20 protein-coding genes are annotated in these 19,121 nt (G+C 72.4%); 5 read left to right on the plus strand and 15 right to left on the minus strand.

Annotated features, from left to right (window positions below; genetic code table 11):
- Window positions 1-85: 85 nt before the first annotated feature.
- From V7S47_RS13545 to V7S47_RS13585, 9 genes are read right to left on the minus strand one after another with little or no spacing between them, the layout of a single operon-like run.
- Complete coding sequence (locus tag V7S47_RS13545) at window positions 86-796, minus strand: hypothetical protein (RefSeq protein ID WP_336562038.1); 711 nt, start codon at window positions 794-796, stop codon at window positions 86-88.
- Window positions 797-843: 47 nt separating this feature from the next.
- Window positions 844-1,671, minus strand: coding sequence for a sugar phosphate isomerase/epimerase family protein (locus V7S47_RS13550; protein ID WP_336562039.1), 828 nt, complete (start codon window positions 1,669-1,671; stop codon window positions 844-846).
- A 14-nt stretch (window positions 1,672-1,685) separates the two neighbouring features.
- Window positions 1,686-2,861, minus strand: a complete 1,176-nt coding sequence (locus V7S47_RS13555) for a dihydrodipicolinate synthase family protein (RefSeq protein WP_336562040.1) — start codon at window positions 2,859-2,861, stop codon at window positions 1,686-1,688.
- Window positions 2,858-4,006 (minus strand): Gfo/Idh/MocA family protein, encoded by a 1,149-nt coding sequence (locus V7S47_RS13560; protein ID WP_336562041.1) that lies wholly within the window; start codon window positions 4,004-4,006, stop codon window positions 2,858-2,860. Before V7S47_RS13560 ends, V7S47_RS13555 begins: the two co-directional genes overlap by 4 nt.
- A 27-nt stretch (window positions 4,007-4,033) precedes the next feature.
- On the minus strand, window positions 4,034-4,795 hold the full coding sequence (locus V7S47_RS13565) for an ABC transporter ATP-binding protein (protein WP_090860622.1): 762 nt from the start codon (window positions 4,793-4,795) through the stop codon (window positions 4,034-4,036).
- The gene (locus V7S47_RS13570) at window positions 4,785-5,543 is read right to left on the minus strand and encodes an ABC transporter ATP-binding protein (RefSeq protein ID WP_336562042.1); all 759 of its coding nucleotides are present in this window, start codon (window positions 5,541-5,543) and stop codon (window positions 4,785-4,787) included. Before V7S47_RS13570 ends, V7S47_RS13565 begins: the two co-directional genes overlap by 11 nt.
- Window positions 5,540-6,631, minus strand: a complete 1,092-nt coding sequence (locus tag V7S47_RS13575; protein WP_244509533.1) for a branched-chain amino acid ABC transporter permease — start codon at window positions 6,629-6,631, stop codon at window positions 5,540-5,542. The genes V7S47_RS13570 and V7S47_RS13575 overlap by 4 nt, the downstream gene beginning before the upstream one ends.
- Window positions 6,615-7,499, minus strand: coding sequence for a branched-chain amino acid ABC transporter permease (locus V7S47_RS13580; protein ID WP_090860620.1), 885 nt, complete (start codon window positions 7,497-7,499; stop codon window positions 6,615-6,617). The genes V7S47_RS13575 and V7S47_RS13580 overlap by 17 nt, the downstream gene beginning before the upstream one ends.
- A 6-nt stretch (window positions 7,500-7,505) precedes the next feature.
- A complete protein-coding gene (locus V7S47_RS13585) occupies window positions 7,506-8,741 on the minus strand; it encodes an amino acid ABC transporter substrate-binding protein (protein ID WP_090860619.1) in 1,236 nt (411 codons plus the stop codon).
- A gap of 111 nt (window positions 8,742-8,852) precedes the next feature.
- Between V7S47_RS13585 and V7S47_RS13590 the strand changes: the two genes are divergently transcribed.
- On the plus strand, window positions 8,853-9,884 hold the full coding sequence (locus V7S47_RS13590) for a LacI family DNA-binding transcriptional regulator (protein WP_336562043.1): 1,032 nt from the start codon (window positions 8,853-8,855) through the stop codon (window positions 9,882-9,884).
- Complete coding sequence (locus tag V7S47_RS13595; RefSeq protein ID WP_336562044.1) at window positions 9,881-11,005, plus strand: glycerate kinase; 1,125 nt, start codon at window positions 9,881-9,883, stop codon at window positions 11,003-11,005. Before V7S47_RS13590 ends, V7S47_RS13595 begins: the two co-directional genes overlap by 4 nt.
- On the opposite strand, the gene V7S47_RS13600 is transcribed toward V7S47_RS13595, so the two are convergent.
- Window positions 10,989-12,401: a cytochrome P450 gene (locus V7S47_RS13600; RefSeq protein WP_336562045.1), complete on the minus strand. Its 1,413-nt coding sequence runs from the start codon at window positions 12,399-12,401 to the stop codon at window positions 10,989-10,991. The two genes, V7S47_RS13595 and V7S47_RS13600, sit on opposite strands and share 17 nt — an antisense overlap.
- A gap of 141 nt (window positions 12,402-12,542) precedes the next feature.
- On the opposite strand from V7S47_RS13600, the gene V7S47_RS13605 reads away from it, so the two are divergent.
- Together V7S47_RS13605 and V7S47_RS13610 are read left to right on the plus strand one after the other, a co-directional pair.
- A complete protein-coding gene (locus V7S47_RS13605) occupies window positions 12,543-13,397 on the plus strand; it encodes a hypothetical protein (protein WP_336562046.1) in 855 nt (284 codons plus the stop codon).
- Window positions 13,398-13,410: 13 nt separating this feature from the next.
- Window positions 13,411-13,872 carry a YbjN domain-containing protein gene (locus V7S47_RS13610; protein ID WP_336562047.1) on the plus strand — a complete coding sequence of 154 codons (462 nt, stop codon included), beginning with the start codon at window positions 13,411-13,413 and terminating at the stop codon, window positions 13,870-13,872.
- Between the two features lie 43 nt (window positions 13,873-13,915).
- Here the strand turns inward: V7S47_RS13610 and V7S47_RS13615 are convergent, their stop codons facing one another.
- The 3 genes from V7S47_RS13615 to V7S47_RS13625 are packed head-to-tail and all read right to left on the minus strand — an operon-like array spanning window position 13,916 to window position 16,763.
- The gene (locus V7S47_RS13615) at window positions 13,916-14,815 is read right to left on the minus strand and encodes an alpha/beta hydrolase (protein ID WP_336562048.1); all 900 of its coding nucleotides are present in this window, start codon (window positions 14,813-14,815) and stop codon (window positions 13,916-13,918) included.
- Entirely contained in the window at window positions 14,812-15,438 is a 627-nt protein-coding gene (locus V7S47_RS13620; RefSeq protein ID WP_336562049.1) for a TetR/AcrR family transcriptional regulator, read from the minus strand. The genes V7S47_RS13615 and V7S47_RS13620 overlap by 4 nt, the downstream gene beginning before the upstream one ends.
- Window positions 15,435-16,763 carry a flavin-containing monooxygenase gene (locus V7S47_RS13625; RefSeq protein WP_336562050.1) on the minus strand — a complete coding sequence of 443 codons (1,329 nt, stop codon included), beginning with the start codon at window positions 16,761-16,763 and terminating at the stop codon, window positions 15,435-15,437. The genes V7S47_RS13620 and V7S47_RS13625 overlap by 4 nt, the downstream gene beginning before the upstream one ends.
- A 60-nt stretch (window positions 16,764-16,823) precedes the next feature.
- Between V7S47_RS13625 and V7S47_RS13630 the strand changes: the two genes are divergently transcribed.
- Window positions 16,824-17,540, plus strand: coding sequence for an SDR family NAD(P)-dependent oxidoreductase (locus V7S47_RS13630; RefSeq protein ID WP_336562051.1), 717 nt, complete (start codon window positions 16,824-16,826; stop codon window positions 17,538-17,540).
- Between the two features lie 3 nt (window positions 17,541-17,543).
- Here the strand turns inward: V7S47_RS13630 and V7S47_RS13635 are convergent, their stop codons facing one another.
- Both V7S47_RS13635 and V7S47_RS13640 read right to left on the minus strand, forming a co-directional pair.
- Window positions 17,544-18,248, minus strand: a complete 705-nt coding sequence (locus tag V7S47_RS13635) for a DUF4232 domain-containing protein (RefSeq protein WP_336562052.1) — start codon at window positions 18,246-18,248, stop codon at window positions 17,544-17,546.
- A 78-nt stretch (window positions 18,249-18,326) separates the two neighbouring features.
- Window positions 18,327-19,118 (minus strand): sucrase ferredoxin, encoded by a 792-nt coding sequence (locus V7S47_RS13640; protein ID WP_336562053.1) that lies wholly within the window; start codon window positions 19,116-19,118, stop codon window positions 18,327-18,329.
- Window positions 19,119-19,121 lie beyond the last annotated feature (3 nt).

Here is a 19,121-nt window from a genome sequence, read left to right on the forward strand (position 1 = left end):
GACGCCGCCGGCTGCCACCGGCGGCCCCACCGGTCCTCGCCCGCCCTCCTGCCGGAGCGCGCGCGGGGACCGGTGCGGTTCTGGGCTACGGGCGGGCGCGCAGGCCGACGACGGCGACGTCGCGGACCCGGCCGTAGTTGTCGAAGGACCCGAAGCCGACCCGACCACCGGCGAAGGTGGTGTCGGTCGCGGTCATCAGCGGCTCGCGTGCCCCGTCGAGCCGTACGGCGACCCGCCCGCTGCGGGCGTCGTAGTCGAGACGGACGTCGTGCCAGTCGGCGTCGTCGATGGCGGGCGGCGCGCCGACGCTGCCGGTCCACTGGTCGTCGATGCGGCGCCGGTCGGCGTCGTCGACGACGAAGATCCCGTTGTGGGGATAGATCGTGTTGTCCTGCGAGAGGTGCGCGTAGTAGAAGCGCGTCGGCGAGCGGTAGTTCCAGATCAGCACCACGTCCCGGTTGTCGACGCTGACGTCCTCGTCGATGCGGACCTCGGCCCGGTAGGTCAGCGAGCCGAGCTCGGGTCCGGTGCGCACGACGGCGTACTCGAAAGGCCGCCGCGGGCCCTCGGGCGGAGTGCCCGCCTCGGTCAGCACCACCTCGCGGTGCCGACGGTCGAAGGTCCACTTCTCGTCGGTGAGCGGGTCCCAGTGTCGCGGCGTCGCCGACGGTACGACGACCGCGAGGCGTGGTCGTTCGTGTCCGGGCGGTACGGCGGTGGCCACCGGCGCGGTGCCGAGCAGCGGCACCGCGAGGACGGCGGCCAGGACGGGCGCCAGCAGGGTTCTTCTCTTCATCGTGTTCCTTCCCGAGCAGGAGTGGGACGACGGTCGTGCGGGGGGAGTCAGTGGAGGTGCGGCTCCACGAGCTCGCGGTAGCGGTCCGTCAGGGTCACGACCGTGTCGTCGCCGGGCGCGGCCCAGACGTCGGCGTTGAAGATCTCGACCTCGACGTCGCCGGTGTAGCCCGCGGCGTGGACGGCGCGGGTGAAGGCGGCGAAGTCCACGTGACCGTCGCCGACGTGACCGCGCCCGAGCAGGGCGTCGGCCGGCAGCGGGGTGATCCAGTCGGCCAGCTGGTAGGACGCGATCCGCGCACCGGCGCGCCGGATCGTGGTGTGCACGTCGGGCTCCCACCACAGGTGGAAGGTGTCGACGACGACGCCGACCTGCTCGACCGGCAGGGGGGCGGCGATGTCGAGAGCCTGGGCCAGCGTGGAGACGACACCGCGGTCGGCGGCGTAGATCGGGTTCATCGGCTCGATCCCGAGCCGCACGCCCCGGGCACCGGCCTCGGGAGCCAGCGCCGCGACGGCCTCGGCCGCCCGCTCTCGCGCCGCCACCAGGTCGCGGTCGCCGTCGGGCAGGCCGCCCGGCACCAGGACGAGGGTCGGGGCGCCGAGCGCGGCGGCCTCGTCGAGGGCCCGGAGGTTCTCCTCGTGCGCCAGCTTGCGGGCGTCCGGGTCGGCGCCGGTGAAGAAGCCGCCGCGGCAGACGCTGGAGACCCGGAGCCCGGCGTCGCGCACCCAGCGGACGGCCACGTCCAGGCCCACCTCCGCGACCGGCTCGCGCCAGACGCCGATCGCGGGCAGGCCGGCGCGGACGCAGCCGTCGATCGCCTCGCGCAGCGACCACTCGGCGGTGGTGCGCTGGTTGAGCGAGAGGCGAGCCACCGGCGACGCCCCGGTCACGGGGTCACCCCCTGGACCCGGAGCCAGTCGGTCATCCGCGCCGCCGCCAGGTCGGGGTCGCGCAGCAGACGCGCGTCGTCGGCCAGCTCCACGAGCCGGCTCAGGTGCAGCACCCCGCGGGCGGACTGGAGACCGCCGACCATCGTGAACCCCGGCTGGTGGCCGTTGAGCCAGGCCAGGAAGGCGATCCCGGTCTTGTAGTGGAAGGTCGGCGCCTCGAAGACGTGCCGCGAGAGCGGCAGGGTCGGCGCCATCGCCGCGTCGTACGCCGTGAGGTCGCCGTCGTCCAGGGCCGTCAGCGCCGCCGAGGCCGCGGGGGCGACGGCCGCGAAGGCCCCCAGCAGCGCGTCGGAGTGGTGGGTGCCGTTACCGCGGATCAGCTCCGGGTAGTTGAAGTCGTCGCCGGTGTAGAGCCGCACCCCGGCCGGGAGCGCGGCCCGCAGCCCGGTCTCGTGCTCGGCCGACAGCAGCGACACCTTGACCCCGTCCACCTTCGCCGCGTGGGCGTGCACCAGGTCGAGGAACGTCGCGGTGGCGGCGGCCACGTCGGTCGAGCCCCAGTAGCCGCGCAGCTGCGGGTCGAAGGCCTCGCCCAGCCAGTGCAGCACGACGGGCTCGCGCACCTGCTCCAGCAGCCGTCCGTAGACGTGGTGGTAGTCGTCCGGACCCGCGGCCACGGCGGCCAGGTGGCGCGAGGCCATCAGGATCACCTGCGAGCCGGTCGACTCGACGTACGACACCTGCTCGACGTACGCCGCCAGCACCTCCTCGACGGTGCGCAGCGACCCGGGCGCGGCCTGGTCGGTGCCCGCCCCGGAGGCGATCCGGGCGCCGAGGGAGCGGGCCTGGTCCGCGCTGCGGCGCACCAGCTCCTGCACGGCCGGCCAGTCCAGGCCCATGTTGCGCTGGGCGGTGTCCATCGCCTCGGCGACGCCGAAGCCGAAGCGGAACAGCTCGCGCCGGAAGGCCAGGGTGGCGTCCCAGTCGACGACGGCGGGGGCCCCGGGCACGTTGGCTCCGCGGGGGTCCGCCGCGACGTGCGCGGCCGCGAAGGCCACCCGGGAGGCGTACGGCTGGGGGTGCTCGGCCCAGTCACCCGGCTCGGCCAGTGCCCGCCGGCGCCAGCCGTCCGCCGTGGGCAGGTCGAGCGTGACGGTGGTCAGGGTGCTCACGACGTCCGCGTCTCCAGGGCGATCCGGCGGCCCTCGGCCGAGGAGCGGAGGCCGGCCTCGACGAGCTCGAGCCCGCGCACGGCCGACATGAAGTCGTAGGGGTGCGGGCGACCCGCGACGACGTCGCGCAGGTAGTGCTCCCACTGCGCCCGGAAGCCGTTGCCGAACTCCTGGGTGTCGGGGATCTCGTCCCAGTGCGAGCGGAAGTCCTGGTCGGTCGGGATGTCGGGGTTCCAGACCGGCTTGGGCGTCCGGACTCGCGGCTGCACCCGGCAGCCGAACAGGCCGGCGACGGCGGATCCATGGGTGCCGTCGACCTGGAACTCCACGAGCTCCTTGCGCTCGACCCGGACCGCCCAGGAGGAGTTCATCTGCACGATCGCGTCACCGACCTCGAAGATCGCGTACGCCGCGTCGTCGGCGGTGGCGTCGTACCTCTCGCCGTGCTCGTCCCAGCGCTCCGGGATGTGGGTGACGGCTTTGGCGATCACCGAGTCGACCCGGCCGAAGAGGTGCTCGAAGACGTAGTTCCAGTGGCAGAACATGTCGAGGACCATGCCTCCGCCGTCGGCCGCCCGGTAGTTCCAGCTCGGCCGCTGCGACGGCGTGAGATCGCCCTCGAAGACCCAGTAGCCGAACTCGCCGCGCACCGACAGGATCCGGCCGAAGAAGCCGCTGTCGATCAGCCCCTTCAGCTTGACCAGGCCCGGCAGGTAGATCTTGTCGTGCACGACGCCGTTGATCGTCCCGGCGGCCGCGCCCGCCTCCGCGATCTCGAGTCCCTCCTCGACCGTCTCGGCCAGCGGCTTCTCGGTGTAGACGTGCTTGCCGGCCGCGAGCGCCTTGAGGATCGCCTTCTTGCGCTCGGAGGTGACCTGGGCGTCGAAGTAGACCGACGCGGTGTTGTCGGCGAGGGCCTCGTCGAGATCGGTCGTGTACTCGGCGATGTCGTGGCGGGCGGCCAGCTCCGCCAGCTTGTCGCGGTTGCGGCCCACCAGGACCGGCTCGACCTGGAGCCGACTGCCGTCGGGCAGCTCGAGGCCGCCCTCGTCGCGGATGGCCAGGATGCTGCGGACCAGGTGCTGGCGGTAGCCCATCCGGCCGGTGACGCCGTTCATGACGATGCGCTGCGTGCGGACGCTCATGCTGTGTCTCTCTTCCGAGATCGGGGGTCAGGTCGTGGGGACGGCGGCCGGGCGCCCGCCGAGGTAGAGCTCCGCGAGCTGCGGATCGGCCAGCAGCTCGGAGGCCGGCCCGGTGATGTGGACCTTGCCGAGGTCGAGCACGCAGCCGATGTCGGCCGTCTCCAGCGCCCGGCGTGCGTTCTGCTCGACCAGCAGGACGGCGATGCCGGCGTCGCGCATCCGGACCACCTGCTCGAAGACCTTGCTCGTCGTCTTGGGGTCCAGGCCCATGCTCGGCTCGTCGAGGAGGACCACCTGGGGGCTGACCATCAGCGACCGGGCGAACTCCACCTGCTTCTGCTGACCGCCCGACAGGGCTCCGGCGAGCGCCGTCCAGCGGTCCGCCACGACCGGGAACAGCGTCTTGACGAAGTCGGTCCGCTCGGCGATCAGGGCCTTGTCGCGCACGGTGTAGGCGCCGAGGCCGACGTTCTCGGCGACGGTCATCTCCTTGAACACCGAGTGGCCCTGGAGGACGTGCGAGAGCCCGGAGCGGATCATGTCCTGGGGCCCGTTGCGGGTGACGTCGACCCCATTGACCCGGATGCTCCCGGACCGCGGTGTCAGCATCCCGCTGGCGACCTTCAGGACGGTCGACTTGCCGGCGCCGTTGGGGCCGACCAGGCACACGATGCTGGACGGCGGCACCTGCACGGTGAGGCCGCGCAGGACCAGGGCCGCCCGGCCGTAGCCGGCCTCGACGTCCTTCAGCTCGAGGAGGTACTCGGGGGCGGGGGCGTCAGATGCCAAGGTAGGCCTCCAGGACTCGCGGGTCGCCCTGCACCTCGGCAGGCGTCCCTTCGGCGATGGGACGACCACGGTCGAAGACGACGACGTGGTCGGACAGGCTCATGACCATGTCCATGTTGTGCTCGACGATGACGAACGTGCGGCCCTCGGCGTTCAGCTCGCGCACCAGGGTGCCGATCCGTCCGATCAGCGCCGGGTTCACCCCACCGGCGGGCTCGTCGAGCATGATCGTCTCGGGGTCCGTCATCAGGACCCCGGCCAGCTCGAGCAGCTTCTGCTGGCCGTAGGAGATGTCGCGGGCCTCGGACGACTCCAGGTGGTCGATGCCGACCCGGCGCAGCAGCTCGCGCGCCTTGGCGATGTCGTCGGCGTTGCGCGAGCCGCGCAGCCGGTGCAGCAGGCCCTCCGGCCGGACACCGACCAGCATGTTCTCCAGCACCGTCATCCGGGGGAAGATCCGGCACAGCTGGAAGCTGCGACCGACGCCCGCGGCCGCGATCCGGTGCGGTGCCTTCCCGGTGATGTCGGCGCCCCGGTAGGTCACCTCTCCGGAATCCGGCTTGATCATCCCGGTGACGCAGTTGAAGAAGGTCGTCTTGCCCGAGCCGTTCGGCCCGATCAGGGCGTTGATCTTGCCGGGTCGGAAGGTGACGGTGGCGCCGTCGACGGCGTGCACGCCGCCGAAGGACTTGCGCAGCTCCACCGTCTCCAACGAGCGAACGGCGGGCGGGGCCTGGGTGGTCGTCATCGGGACACCTCCTCCGGCTCGCGCCGGGCTTCGTCGATCTCCTTGTTCTTCTCCACCAGCTCGGCCGCGGTCATCTCGCGGATCGAGGTGGCCTTGTCGGGCCGAATCCGGTCGACGAGCGAGCCGAGCGCGGGGAGCACACCGTCGGGCATGAAGAGCACGACCAGCGCGAGCAGCAGCCCGAGGGCGACGAGGTGGAACTGCGTGTCGCCGTACGCCGACTTGAAGTACTCCAGCGAGTAGCCCACGATCACAGCGCCCACGACCGGGCCGAGCAGGCTGCGGATGCCGCCGAGCAGCGACATCAGCACCATGTAGGAGCCGACCAGGATCGAGAACTGGAAGATGGGGTCGAGGGAGCCGAACCACAAGGCGTACATGCCGCCCGCCAAGGCCGTGAAGAACGCCGAGATGACGAACACCGTGAGCTTGTAGGCGAACGTCGGCACCCCGAGCGCCTGCGCCTTGTCCTCGTCCTCGCGGATCGCCTTCAGGCCGGTCCCGAAGCGGGAACGGTCGATGGCCCACCAGACCGCCAGGGCGATCACGATCAGCCCGACGTGGAGGTAGAAGAACCGCTCGTGCTGCTCGGGTCGCAGGACGTCCTCCCCGAAGGGACGCGGGACGCGCAGGCCGTTCGAGCCGCCGGTCACGTCGGACCAGCTCTGGCTGACCAGCAGCAGGATCAGGACCAGCGCGATGGAGACGATCACGAACGACGCCCCGCGGACCCGCAGCGACGCGAAGCCGATCGGCAGCGCCAGGACCCCGACGGCGACGGCGGACCCGACCAGGGAGAGCCACGGGTTCCAGCCGGCCTCCAGGATCAGCAGTGCCGTCCCGTACCCGCCGAGGCCGGAGTACGCCGCGTGGCCGAGCGAGATGTAGCCGGTGAAGCCGCCCACGAAGTTCCACGACACGGCGAGGGCGGCGTAGCTGGCGATCACGACGCCGACCGACAGGATGAACGCGTCGGGCGCCAGCTGCGGGAAGGCGAGGACCAGGACCCCGGCGGCGACCAGGGCCAGGCCCTTGATGCCGAGCAGGGCCGTGTCGAATCCGGTACGGGTGCTAGAAGCGCTGGGCAAGACGACCTCCGAAGAATCCCTGGGGGCGGACCATCAAGGTGGCGAACAGGGCGATGTAGAAGACCGTCTGCGCCCACGTCGTGCCGAGCGGCACCTGGAGCAGGCTCTGCGAGACGCCGAGCAGCATCGCGGCGATCGCCGCGCCCGGGATGCTGCCGAGGCCGCCGATCACGATGATCGCCATCAGCGGGCCGATCCAGTGCCAGTGCAGGGACGGGTAGATGGTGGAGTCGAGCGAGAGCGCCGTACCGCCGATGGCGGCGGTGGCCAGCCCCAGCCCGAAGCCGAAGCCGGCGATCCGGTCGGTGTTGATGCCGAGCAGCCGGGCCGCCTCGGGGTGCTGGATGGTGGCTCGCAGCGCCTGGCCGAACCGGGTCAGCTTCATCAGGGCCCACAGGCCGAGCAGGGCCACGGCGGCGAGGCCGAAGGCGATCAGCTTGACCACGGCGATGTTGGCGCCGAAGACCTCGAGGCTGGAGCCGGAGTAGTCGAGCTGGATCCGGCGCTGCGTGCCCGAGAAGACGTAGCCCAGCAGTCCCTCGATGGTCAGCGCGATCGCGAAGGTGAGCAGCACCGACATCATGGTCAGGGTCGCGGGACGCAGCCGGGCCAGCAGCAGCCGCTGCATCACGAACCCGACGACGAAGAAGAGCGGCACCGTCACGACGAGCGACAGCAGCGGGTCCAGGCCGGTCTCGCGCTGGAACCACCAGGCGAGGTAGGCGGCCAGGATCAGGAAGGCGGAATGGGCGATCATCACCACCCGCATGACGCCGAAGTACAGCGTCAGGCCGGCGGCGAGCAGAGCGTAGAGACCCCCGAGCAGCAGCCCGAGGATGACGCTCTGCAGGAGCAGGGATCCGGACACGTCAGGTCACCACGCCGGCTTCACGGCCACGAAGTCGGCCTCGGCCTGGTCCTTCGGCAGGACGATGCGGATCTTCCCGTCGACGTACTGCTGGATCAGGTGGGCGCTCTCCGGGCGCCCCTCCGCGTCCCAGCTCAGCGGACCGACCACGGTGTCGACCGTGGCCTCCCGCAGGTGGTCGATGAGCTGCTGCTGGCACTCCGGCGACGGGTCGGCGCAGTCGCTCGCCTCGACCGCGGCCGCCACGACCTCGCCCGTGGTCCAGGCATTGGCCTCGTCCTCGGCGGGCGGCCCACCGTGCATCTCGGTGTAGTACTCGACGAAGGTCTGGTTCTCGGGATACGTCGCATCCGGGGTGTAGCCCGTCGGCGAGAGGATCCCCTCGGTCTTGGCCCCGATCGCCTCCGGGAACTCCGGGTTGGTCGGCGCCGTCGAGAAGGCGGCCATCTTCGGCTGGAAGTTCAGCTGCTGCAGCGCGACGATCAGGTTGACCGCGTCCTGGTACTGGGTGCCCCCGACGACGATGTCGGCCTCGGTGTCGGCGATCTTGGCCGCGATGCTGCTGAAGTCGGTCGTGTTGGGCGGGTAGACCTCGTCGGCGACGGTGCGGATCCCCGCCGCCTCCAGCTTGTCCTTCAGCCCGTACGCCGTCCCCTGCGCGAACGGGTCGTCCATCGTGGCGTAGGCGGCGGTCTTCGGCCGCTCCGCCTCCGGCATCGCGATGATCTCCTCGGCCAGCAGGTTGTAGTGGTCGTCGGCGATCGCGGGCGCGGCGTAGAAGAGATTGTCGAAGCCCTGGGTGAAGACCTCCTCGGCGGCGCCGGCGGGCTCGACGAAGAGGAAGCCGTAGTCCTTCGCGACCTGGGCGGCGGGCACCACCAGGCGGGTGGAGAAGGGCCCGAAGATCAGGTCGACCTTCTCCTGGTTGATCAGCTTCTCGTAGTCGGAGGCGACCCGGTCGGCGCTCGACTGGTCGTCGAGGATCTCCAACCGGACCTGCTTGCCGAGCAGGCCCCCGTTGTCGTTGACGTAGGAGGCCCAGGCCTCGTAGCCGCGCTGGACGCCCTTGCCGGGCTCGCTGAAGTCACCGGTCAGGGGCAGCGAGACGCCGATGACGATCTCGTCGTCGTTGCCCTCGCTGCTGCCGCCGGAGTCGAGCCCGCAGGCGCCGAGGCTGGTGGCCAGCGCCAGGCAGGCGGTCGCGGCGAGAGCGCCGCGTCGCGTCTTCCGGTTACCGATCATCGGGTGCTCCTCAGGTCTATGAAAGCGCTTACGTAAGCGTTTACAGTGACGCTACACACATCCCGCTCGCTGTGGCAACGGTCACAAGCCGACGAATTTCCGGAGGACTCGATGAAGCGCCCGCTCGCCCAGACGCGTCTCGTCGACGTCGCCGCCGCCGCCGGGGTGTCCATCGCCACCGCCTCGCGCTCGCTCTCCGGGACGCCCGGGGTGAGCCCCGCGGTCGCCGACCGGGTGCGCCGGATCGCCGTCGAGCTCGGGTACGTCGCCAACCTGCACGCCCGCTCCCTGGCGAGCGGCTCGACGGCCACGATCGGCCTGGTCGTGCACGAGATCGGCGACCCCTACTTCTCCGAGATCGCCAGTGGCGTCCTCCGGGTCGCGGCGAGCGAGGGCCGCACCGTGCAGATCTGCCACACCGGGCGCGACCCGGACGCCGAGCTGCAACAGATCCGCAGCATGGTCGCGAACCGCGTCGGCGCGATCATCGTGGCCGGCTCGGGCTTCGTCGACCCCACCGTGGAGCTGCCGGCACGCCACGAGCTCGAGCGCTTCAGCGAGGCCGGGGGCCGGGTCGCCGTCATCGGACGACACCACTTGGGCGTCGACGCGGTGCTGCCCGAGAACGTCGAGGGCGGCCGCGCCGTCACCGAGCACGTCCTCGGGCTCGGGCACCGCCGGATCGCGGTCCTGGCCGGGTCGACCGCCCTGACGACGGTGGCCGACCGACTCAGCGGCGTGCACGAGGCGCTGGTCGAGGCCGGCCTGGACCCGTCCGAGGTCCCGGTCGTCGAGGCGGCGTTCACCCGGGAGGGCGGGCGCGAGGGCGCGCGGCGGGTGCTCGCGGAGCACCCCGACACCACCGCCGTCGTGGCGCTGAACGACGACATGGCCATCGGGTGCCTCTCCGAGCTCCGCGTCGCGGGCGTCCCCGTCTCGACACGGATGTCGGTGACCGGGTTCGACGACGTCGCCGTCGCCGGCGACCTGTCCCCCGGCCTCACGACCGTGCGGCTGCCGATGGTCGACATGGGCGCGCGCGCCCTGGCGCTGGCCCTGAAGGAGCCTGGCAAGCGACCGCGGCGCCAGCGGATCCCGGCCACCCTCGTCGTGCGCGACTCGACCGGGCCGGTGCCCGGATGAGAGTGGTGATCGCCGCCGACAAGTTCAAGGGATCGCTGAGCGCCGCCGAGGTCGCCGAGGCCCTCGGCCGCGGCCTCGCCGGCGCGGTGGCCACCGTGACACGCGTCCCTGTCGCCGACGGCGGCGACGGGACCCTCGACGCCGCGCTGGCCGCCGGACACACCCGGGTCCCGGTCACCGTCACCGGTCCCACCGGCGCTCCCGTCCGGACCGCGTACGCCCGGCGCGGACCGTCCGCCGTGGTCGAGCTGGCGGACGCGTCCGGCCTGCTCCGGTTGCCGTCCGGACTCGACCCGCTCGGCTCCACCACGCTCGGCACCGGCGAGCTCGTCTCCGCCGCCATCGCCGACGGCTGCACCGACATCCTCCTGGGGGTCGGCGGCAGCTGCTCGACCGACGGCGGCGCCGGCATCGCGGTCGGCCTCGGCGCCCGCGTCCTCGACGCCGCCGGCCGTCCGCTCGCCCCCGGCGGCGGCGCCCTCACGGGCGCGGCGACCCTGGACGTGCGTCCCCTCCGCGCACGACTGCACGGAGTCCGGGTGACCCTGGCCTCCGACGTCGACAACCCGCTGCTCGGACCGGCGGGCGCGGCGGCGGTCTACGGGCCCCAGAAGGGCGCGGGCCCCGACGACGTACGGCTCCTGGAACGCGGGCTGACCCGGTGGGCCGACCTGGTCGCCACGACGACCGGCACCGACCGACGCGCCGACCCCGGCGCCGGGGCAGCCGGAGGCGCCGGGTTCGGCGCGCTGGCGCTGCTCGATGCGCAGGTGCGATCCGGGGTTGAAACCGTCCTCGGACTGGTCGGCTTCGACGACGCGGTCCTGGGCGCCGACCTGGTGATCACGGGCGAGGGCTCGCTCGACGAGCAGAGCCTGCGAGGCAAGACCCCCGTCGGGGTGCTCGCCGCGGCGAGCCGCATGGGCGTCCCCACCATCGCCGTGTGCGGCCGGACCACCCTGACACCGGCCGAGCTCCGCGGCGCCGGTTTCGCGGCGACCTGGTCCCTGACCGAGCTCGAGCCCGACCCCGCGGTGTCGATGCGCGACGCCGCCCGGCTGCTCGCCGCAGTCGGCGCCGAGGTCGGCCGGGCGCTCCCCGACCTCACCGCTCGGCGCTGACCCCCGGCCGCCGGGCCACCCGGATCCGCGCGCCGTCGCGCGGGACGCTGGTGATGTTGCGGACCTTGGGTCGGTCAGCGCCGACGGCGTGGACGTCGTACGACCTGAACACCTCGCGGAGCACGGCGACGCCCTCCATCAGCGAGAAGCCCGCGCCGATGCAGCGCCGGGCGCCGCCGCCGAACGGGATCCAGGTGTTCGGGGGCGGGTTCTGGCCGAGGAACCGCTCGGGGCGGAAGACCTCAGGATCGGGGTAGGCCTCGGTGCGCTGGTGGGACACGATGATCGACGGCCCGACGGTGGTGCCGGCGGGGAGGTCCCAGCCGCCGATGGTCGCCGGCTCCATGAGCGTGCGGACCACCATCGGGATGATCGGGTGCAGCCGCATCGCCTCCTTCAGCACCGCGTCGAGCCACACGTCGTCGCCCTCGTCGGCCGCCTGCTGGGTACGGCGGAGCAGCGTCGGGTCCTGCCCGATCTCGTACAACGCCCACGAGAGCGCGCTCGCGGTCGTCTCGTGGCCGGCGAGCAGCAGCGTGACGAGCTGGTCGCGCAGCTCGGTGTCGTCGAGCGCGTCCTGCCCGTCCTCGTCGTGGACCAGCATCAGCCGGGACAGCACGTCGGTGCGCTCGGCCAGGTCGGGGGCCGACCGGCGCTCGCGGATCTCGGCGTACATCAGGCGGTCGAGCTCGGCCTGGTTGTCGACCGTCCGCTTCCACGGCCCGAACCGCTGCAGCCGCGGGTAGCCCCAGCCGAGCAGGATGCCGGGGCTGATGTCGACGGTCGCCGTCACCCGGGGCCGCAGCGCGCGCAGCCGCTCCTCGTCGGTGACCCCGAAGACCACCCGCAGGATGATCTCGAGGGTGAGCGTGTTCATCCGGTCCAGGCTGCGGAACGTCCGGTCCTCCGGCCAGTGCGCGACCTCGTCGCGGGCCAGGTCGGTGACCAGCGAGCGGTAGTCGCGCAGCGCGTGCCCGTTGAAGGCCGGCATGATCAGCTTGCGCGCCCGCTTGTGGTCGGCACCGTCCTGGAGCAGCAGCGAGTGCTCGCCCATGATCGGCCCGAGGATCGCGTTGCCCTTGCCGGCGTGGAAGAGCTCGGGATCCGCGGCGAAGATCTCCCGGGTGTGCTCGGGGCGGGTGAAGAACACCAGCGGACGGCCCCCGGGGACCAGGCGGACGGTGAAGACGTCGCCGTACCTCCGCTGCAGCCAGGGGTGGAACGCGTGCCGGAACCGCAGCAGCCCGGCCGTCTGCAGGAGCACCGGCCAGCGCGGACCGGGCGGCAGCCCGGCCGCGTCGATGTCGACCTTCGGCGCCTTGCCGGTGCCGCTCATCCGGCGCAGGCGGGCGTCGGTCAGGGCGCGGGTGTCGGGCGTCTCCTCCAGGGTGGCCACCCACGACATGCTGGGCTGCTGTTGAACAGGTGTCAACAGTCTCGCGAGACCGCGAAGTGACAAGATTCGGCCATACCCCAGCGCGAGCCGCCCGGGACGCCTAGGGTGCGAGGACCGGGGGTCGTCGACGGGAGATCCGACATGACGCACGAGCAGCTCCACACCCGTGCGAGCACCTCCGCTCAGCCTGCCCCCGCTCCGGCACCACCGGCCTCGACGATCAGCACCCCGGTCGCGCTGCCGGTGCTGCGCACGACGGCCGGGCTCGGCCGCGACACCGGCGGCGGCACCGTCGCGGGCGGTCCGCTCGACCGGCTGCGTCGGCTGCCGGACGACGGCTCCGGACCCGTCATCCGACGCGCAGGCAAGAAGGGCGGGGGTACGGCGACCAAACCACCGACCGACGCTCAGATCGCGGAGGGCAAGAAGCCGCAGCCCGGGACGGCGTACACCCTCGACCAAGCGCGCGCACAGCTCCTCGCCTTCGACCACAACCAGAGCGGGATCCCGTTCCGCAAGCAGATCGCCAAGGCTTGGGGCGACTACATCCTCGCGACGCACGCGTCGACGCTGAAGGCCGGGAAGGTGCGCGACACCTACAAGAGCTCGCACGACAAGCACCACGCCGACGAGTTCTCCGTGAGCCAGGAGATCGACGGCATACCCGAGATCGTCATCCACGCCCACATGGACAAGGACGGCAAGCCGAAGCCCGGCAACGGTGTGCACTGGAAGTGGGCGGACGGCGAGATGGTGGCCGAGACCTACGAGATGAGCGCGACGCACGTCGCCGCGCTTCTCGAGGCGACGACCGCCAAGACCGCGTGGGACACCACCGGCAAGGCGAAGTACCTGGCCACCCTCACCCTGCCGACGACCGGGACCCCGACGACCGGTTCGACCACGCCCGTCGCCACCACCACCACGACGCCGCCGGTCGCGTCGTCATCCACGGCTACGGTGAGCCTGCCCACCGTCCCCGCGAAGACCCCCTGAGGAGCTGGCCACCGTGTCCGAGCCTGCAGACGGCAACGCCGTCGACCGCACCGTCGAGTCCATCCAGGCAGCGATCACGCAGGTCGTGATCGACCGTGGCTGGGGCCTGACCCAGCTTCCCGACCAGCTGATCTGGTCGCTGGAGCTGCAGGGCGAGCGGAGCTACACCTGCTACATCCAGATCGAGCCTCTGGAGGGCCAGGCCATCTTCTACGGCGTGCTTCCGCACACCGTCGCGGAGGACGCCCGCACCGAGGCGGCCGTGGCCGTGGCCGCGGTGAACTACGGCCTCGCGGTCGGCAAGTTCGAGCTCGACCTCACCGACGGCGAGCTGCGGTTCTCCAACGGCATCGACGTCACCGGCACCGTGCTGGACCCCGTGGTCTTCGCGCGGATGGCCGACCACACGATCGAGATGCTCGACGCCTACACGCCGACCCTCAGCAACCGGGTCCCGCTGCCCGACCTGGGCTGACGAGCGCCCGCCGTACTCCGCCTCGACTACAGAACGTCAGCACTCACGACACGGCCGGGCCGGCCAGGTGCCGCCGCAGGAACGCCACCTGGTGCTCCAGCGCCGGCTCGAACCAGTCCTTGCCGGGCCAGACGTCGAAGTGGTCGCAGGGGTAGTGGCGGACCTCGGCGCGGCCCTTGAACGCGGCCTTGGCGGCGGCGTACGGCGGGGCGCTGCGGTCGAAGTCGGCGATCTGGACGAGCAGCGGGGCCCGGACGTGCTTGGCCTCCTTGATCGGCCGGTGGCCGCCGAGCTCGAGACCGACCGTCGCGTCGACCTCGTTGCGCCAGGTCGGGCCGGCGATGGCCAGGTAGTCCTCGCGGGCGCCGGGCAGGGTCAGCGCGCCGAGCTCGCCGGGAGCGGCGACCACGGGCATGAGGCGCTGGGCGCCGACCCGGGAGCGCACGCCCTCGACGGTGGAGCGCAGCATGGAGGACGGCTTGTGGTGGGCCAGCGCGTGGCGGCCGGCGGCGACGCCGTCGACCAGCGGGGTCAGCGAGACCACGGCCGCGACGTCGTCGCGGTGGGCGGCGGCGGCGAGCACGTGCCCGCCGGCGAGCGAGACGCCCCAGAGCACGAGGCGCTGCGGGTCCACGCCGGGCAGCCGCGCGGCCGCCGCCATCGCGGCGCGGTAGTCCTCGAGCTGCGCCGCCATCGACACGACCTGGCGCGGCGAGCCCCCGGAGGCGCCGAAGCCGCGGTAGTCGAAGGCGAGGACGTCGAGGCCGGCCTCGGCCAGCCCGACCGCGAACGGCTCCAGGCCGGAGTCCTTGGTGCCGGCGAGGCCGTGGGCCATCACCACGACCGGTCGGCCGGCGGAGGTCGCGAGCTCGTCGGTGCCGGTGAAGTGCCAGGCGTCGCAGGTCACGCCGCCGGAGGTGAAGGTGACGGAGTCGTGGGTCATCGGGTGCTCCCGTAGATGGTGCTCAGCCAGAGGTGGACGACCGCGTCGACGTGGGTCTCCCAGTCGAACCCGTCCTCGGTCCCGTCGTCGGCCCGCTCCGGGGCCCGGACCAGTCGCTCCAGGGTGCGGTCGTTGACGTCGAGGAGCGCGGTGGCGATGGCCAGCGCGGGCGGCCCGCCGGTCTCCTGGCGGGCGACCCGCTCGGCGTCGATCACCGCCGCGACCACCTCGACGAACGAGGCGATGTGGGCGTCCCAGCGCTCGCGGGCGGCCGGGCTGGTCGCCCGCGCCTCGAGCATCGCGCGGTAGACGTGCGGGCGCTGCCCCCAGCCCTCGAAGACCCGCCGGATCGCGGCCGCCGTCCGGTCGCGCATCGAGCCGTCGCCGCCGAGCAGGTCGGCCGCGCCCCAGGCCTCGTCGTACATCTCGTCCATCAGGGCGGCGACGGCGGCGGCCTTGTTGTCGAAGTAGAAGTAGAACGCCGAGCGCGTGACGCCCGCGCGGCGCGAGAGGTCGGCGACGTTGATGTCCTCGAGGCGGGCGCCGGGGCCGGCGTCGCGGAGGTGCTCGTCGAGCGCCGCGAGCAGGGCGGTACGACGGCGGTCGCCGCGGGTGACCGTCATGCGGAGGCCCGCCTCAGGCCGGCCGGGATCTCCTGGGTGCGCAGGTCGTGCTCGTAGACGAAGTAGTCGAGCTGCTGGGTGTGCCGCGGCCGGTCGAGGACGTGTCCGGTGAACTTCTGCTGGTCGGCGTCGATCACCCGCTCCATCTCGGTGGGGTCGGGCAGGGCGTAGCGGCCGACGGCGTACGCGCCGAGCAGGCGGGCCTGGGCCTCCACGAACGGGAACAGCGTCGGCGTGGCCTGGGCGAAGCCCATGAAGACCAGGTCGTCGAGGCCCGGCTTGAACATCCGCTTGAAGAGCCGGATCGCGTTGTCCGGCGCGCTGAGGAAGCCCTCGTCGAAGAACGGGAAGGTGATGTTGTAGCCGGTGGCGTAGACGATGATGTCGAAGTCGCTGGACGTGCCGTCCTCGAAGTGGACGGTGCTCCCGTCGAGTCGGCTGACGTTGACCTTCGGCGTGATGTCGCCCGACCCGAGCCGCAGCGGCAGCTCGACCGACTGCGTCGGGTGCGCCTCGAAGAACTTGTGGTTGGGCTTCGGCAGACCGTAGAGCTCGGGGTTCGAGCCGGCCATCACCTGCATCTTCTGCAGCACCCAGCGCTGCCAGTGCAGCGGGATCTGGGGGATGGTGGCGAAGTACTTGTCGGCCGGCAGCCCGCCCATGTACTTCGGCACGATCCAGGCGCTCGACCGGGTCGAGAGCGTGACCTCGTTCTGCAGCGACTTCGACGACAGCTCGACCGCGATGTCGGCGGCGCTGTTGCCGATGCCGACGACCAGGATCCGCTTCTTCTTGAAGTCGAGCGGCTCGGTCGGGTCGATGTAGTGGTGGGAGTGGATCGACTCCCCGGTGAACTCCCCCGGGAACTCGGCGGTGCGGGGGTCCCAGTGGTGACCGTTCGCGACCACGAGCAGGTCGAAGCGACGCGTGGCGCCGGCCTGGTCGGTGATCTCCCAGCCGCCGTCGGGCAGCCGCTCCGCGTGCTGGACGCCGTTCTCGAACTCGATCCGCTCGCGCAGCCCGAACGCGTCGGCGTACGAGTCGAGGTAGTCCTTGATCTGGGTGTGGTGCGGGAAGTCGGGGTAGCTGTCCGGCATCGGGAAGTCCTTGAAGGACAGCCGGTGCTTGGACGTGTCGATGTGCAGCGAGCGGTACGCCGAGCTGTGCCCGTTCGGGTTGCCGAACGCCCAGTTGCCGCCGACCCGGTCAGAGGTCTCGAAGACGGTGTGCGGCACGCCGTAGTCGCCGAGCATCTTGGCCGAGGTGAGACCGCTGATGCCGGCGCCGATGACGGCGGTCGTCGGCGGGGTGGTGGGTGCTGGCATGGCGGGGACGCTAGGCCCTAAGTTGACACGCGTCAATTGACTCCCGCCTGGAGGTACGCCGTGTCCGATCCCTCTCGCGTCGCCGTCGTGGTCGGGGGTGCGTCCGGCATCGGGGCCGCCTGCGCGACCGCCCTCGAGGCCGGCGGCTGCACCGTCGTGGTGGCCGACCTGCCCGAGGTCGACGTCACCTCCGAGCCGTCGGTGAGCGCCCTCCTCGACCGGGTCGTCGCCGACCACGGCCGGGTCGACGTCGTCGTCAACAGCGCCGGCGTCAGCACCCTGATGGCGGTGGCCGACCACGATGTGGCGGAGTTCCGGCGGGTGGTCGACGTCAACCTGACCGGCGGGCTGGTGGTCCTCAAGCACGCCGCACGCGTGCTCGGACGCGGCGGCTCGATCACCTCGCTGACCTCGCTCAACGCGCGACAGCCGGGGGCGGGGATGGCGGCGTACTGCTCGGCCAAGGCGGGCCTGGCCATGCTCACCGAGGTCGCGGCGCTGGAGCTCGGCCCGCGCGGGATCCGGGTGAACGCGGTCTCCCCCGGCCTGGTCGTCACGCCGTTGACCGAGCCGGCGATGGGGATCCCCGGGATCGAGGACGACTACCTCGCCAACACCCCGCTCGGCCGCGCCGGCACGCCCGCCGAGGTCGCCTCCGCGGTCGTGTGGATCTCGCGCGCCGAGTGGCTCACCGGCGAGGTGCTCGACCTCAACGGCGGCGCCCACCTGCAGCGCTACCCCGACCTGCTGGGGCACGTGGCGCGCGCGTTCGGCTGAGGCCTACTCCGCGTCGACGACCGTGCCGAACGGCCCGACCTGCACCGGGTCGGAGTTGCAGATCTGGGTGCGCGCCACCTCGATCGGTCGGGGGTCGCCCACCACCTGCAGATCCATCCGCCACACCGGCTCGAGGCAGACGAGCCCGTCGTACAGGACGCTGAACGACGTGCTCCCACCCGGTGGGAGCTCGATGGCCGGGGCGTCTCCCGCGAGGTTCTCGACGCGTTGCTGCGGCACCGTCTCGTGGTCGGCCTCGGGCGCAGGTGCCCCCTCGACCGACGGGTGGGTCAGCCCGTCCCCGATCAGGGTCACCCCGGGCCAGCCCGACAGGAAGCAGGCCTCCGCGGAGACGTTGACGACCGTCACGTCGGTCGCCATCAGGGGGCTGGTCCCCGCGGCGTTCATCCGGTCCGGGAGCACCCGCTCGCGCTGGCTCACCTCCCCGAGGGCGTCGGACAGGCAGTTGGACACCCGGCGGACCTCGGTCGCCACCGGAGTGGGCGGAGCGCTCGTGGCCGGTGTCGCCGCCGGCGCGGGCTCGACCGGCGGCGACTGCCGCTCCGGCACCGCCGCCGTGGCGCCGTCCGCCGCCTGCGGCCCGCCGGCCAGGTCGGCGGGCTCGGTCGTCGAGCAGCCGAGTGGGGCCAGCAACGCGGCCAGCACGAGGGTGATCAGCGCTCCGCGCGCGCTTCGTCGGGTGGTCATCGAGCTCCTTCGGTCCCGCGGAACCTAGGCCACCCGTTCGCCTCCTGCCCCGGGCGTCACACGCGGTTCACCGACCTTTCACCGCAGCGCCACCAGGTACGACGGCGCGGCCTTCAGCTTCGCGTCCCCGCAGGACTGCTGGCGGGGCTCGCCACGGGTCGTGGTCACCGTCGCCCGGAGCTCGCCGGAGGCCGTCCGGAGCGTCACCTCGTCGCCCGAGGTCCCGGTGACCGAGACCTCGCCGAGCCGGGTCAGGCCGTGGGTACGGCGGAGCTCCAGCTCGGCCGCCTGCGCCGGACCGGGCAGCCCGGAGCGGCCGCGGACCAGGCCGAGGTCGGGCAGCGAACCGGCGAGCAGCGCCTCGACCGCGGGCACCGCCGTCGACGCGGACAGCCGGCCCAGGGCGACGCCCGAGGGCAGGGCGAGCAGGGTGCCGGAGAACCGGTGGCCGCCGATGTGGGTGGTCTCCCAGGTGGCGTCCGGCCAACGGTCGGCGAGTGCGGCCGCCACCGGGCGACCGAGCTCGCTGCAGCAGCGGTCGCGGCGGCCGTTGGTGCAGACGAGGAGCAACGGCTCGTCGTACGGCGTCCAGGTCGCGTCGTCGAGCGCGGCCAGGGACGGGACGACCGCGGTGCGCACCGAGACCTCGGCCTCGAGCGTCGCGGCGAAGAGCCGGACGCCGGACTCGGACGAGGACCGACCGTGGCGGCGGATCAGCTGCACCCGTACGCCGGGGACGGTCAGACCGAGGTCGTCGGCAGCCTTCGCGCCCCACGGTCCGGGGTGCTCGACGAACAGCCACTCGGTGTCGGTCGGCGCGGTCCCGGCCTGCGGCTCACCGTCGGCGGCGGACAGCGAGGAGCAGATCACCGG

Source organism: Nocardioides sp. CCNWLW216 (genome assembly GCF_037120545.1).
GTDB lineage: Bacteria > Actinomycetota > Actinomycetes > Propionibacteriales > Nocardioidaceae > Nocardioides > Nocardioides lianchengensis.

Coding starts and splice junctions, on each gene's coding strand:
- V7S47_RS13545 (WP_336562038.1), bottom strand. CDS start 796: ATGAAGAGAAGAACCCTGCTGGCGCCCGTCCTGGCCGCCGTCCTCGCG.
- V7S47_RS13560 (WP_336562041.1), bottom strand. CDS start 4,006: ATGAGCGTCCGCACGCAGCGCATCGTCATGAACGGCGTCACCGGCCGG.
- V7S47_RS13570 (WP_336562042.1), bottom strand. CDS start 5,543: ATGACGACCACCCAGGCCCCGCCCGCCGTTCGCTCGTTGGAGACGGTG.
- V7S47_RS13585 (WP_090860619.1), bottom strand. CDS start 8,741: ATGATCGGTAACCGGAAGACGCGACGCGGCGCTCTCGCCGCGACCGCC.
- V7S47_RS13590 (WP_336562043.1), top strand. CDS start 8,853: ATGAAGCGCCCGCTCGCCCAGACGCGTCTCGTCGACGTCGCCGCCGCC.
- V7S47_RS13595 (WP_336562044.1), top strand. CDS start 9,881: ATGAGAGTGGTGATCGCCGCCGACAAGTTCAAGGGATCGCTGAGCGCC.
- V7S47_RS13605 (WP_336562046.1), top strand. CDS start 12,543: ATGACGCACGAGCAGCTCCACACCCGTGCGAGCACCTCCGCTCAGCCT.
- V7S47_RS13615 (WP_336562048.1), bottom strand. CDS start 14,815: ATGACCCACGACTCCGTCACCTTCACCTCCGGCGGCGTGACCTGCGAC.
- V7S47_RS13620 (WP_336562049.1), bottom strand. CDS start 15,438: ATGACGGTCACCCGCGGCGACCGCCGTCGTACCGCCCTGCTCGCGGCG.
- V7S47_RS13625 (WP_336562050.1), bottom strand. CDS start 16,763: ATGCCAGCACCCACCACCCCGCCGACGACCGCCGTCATCGGCGCCGGC.
- V7S47_RS13635 (WP_336562052.1), bottom strand. CDS start 18,248: ATGACCACCCGACGAAGCGCGCGCGGAGCGCTGATCACCCTCGTGCTG.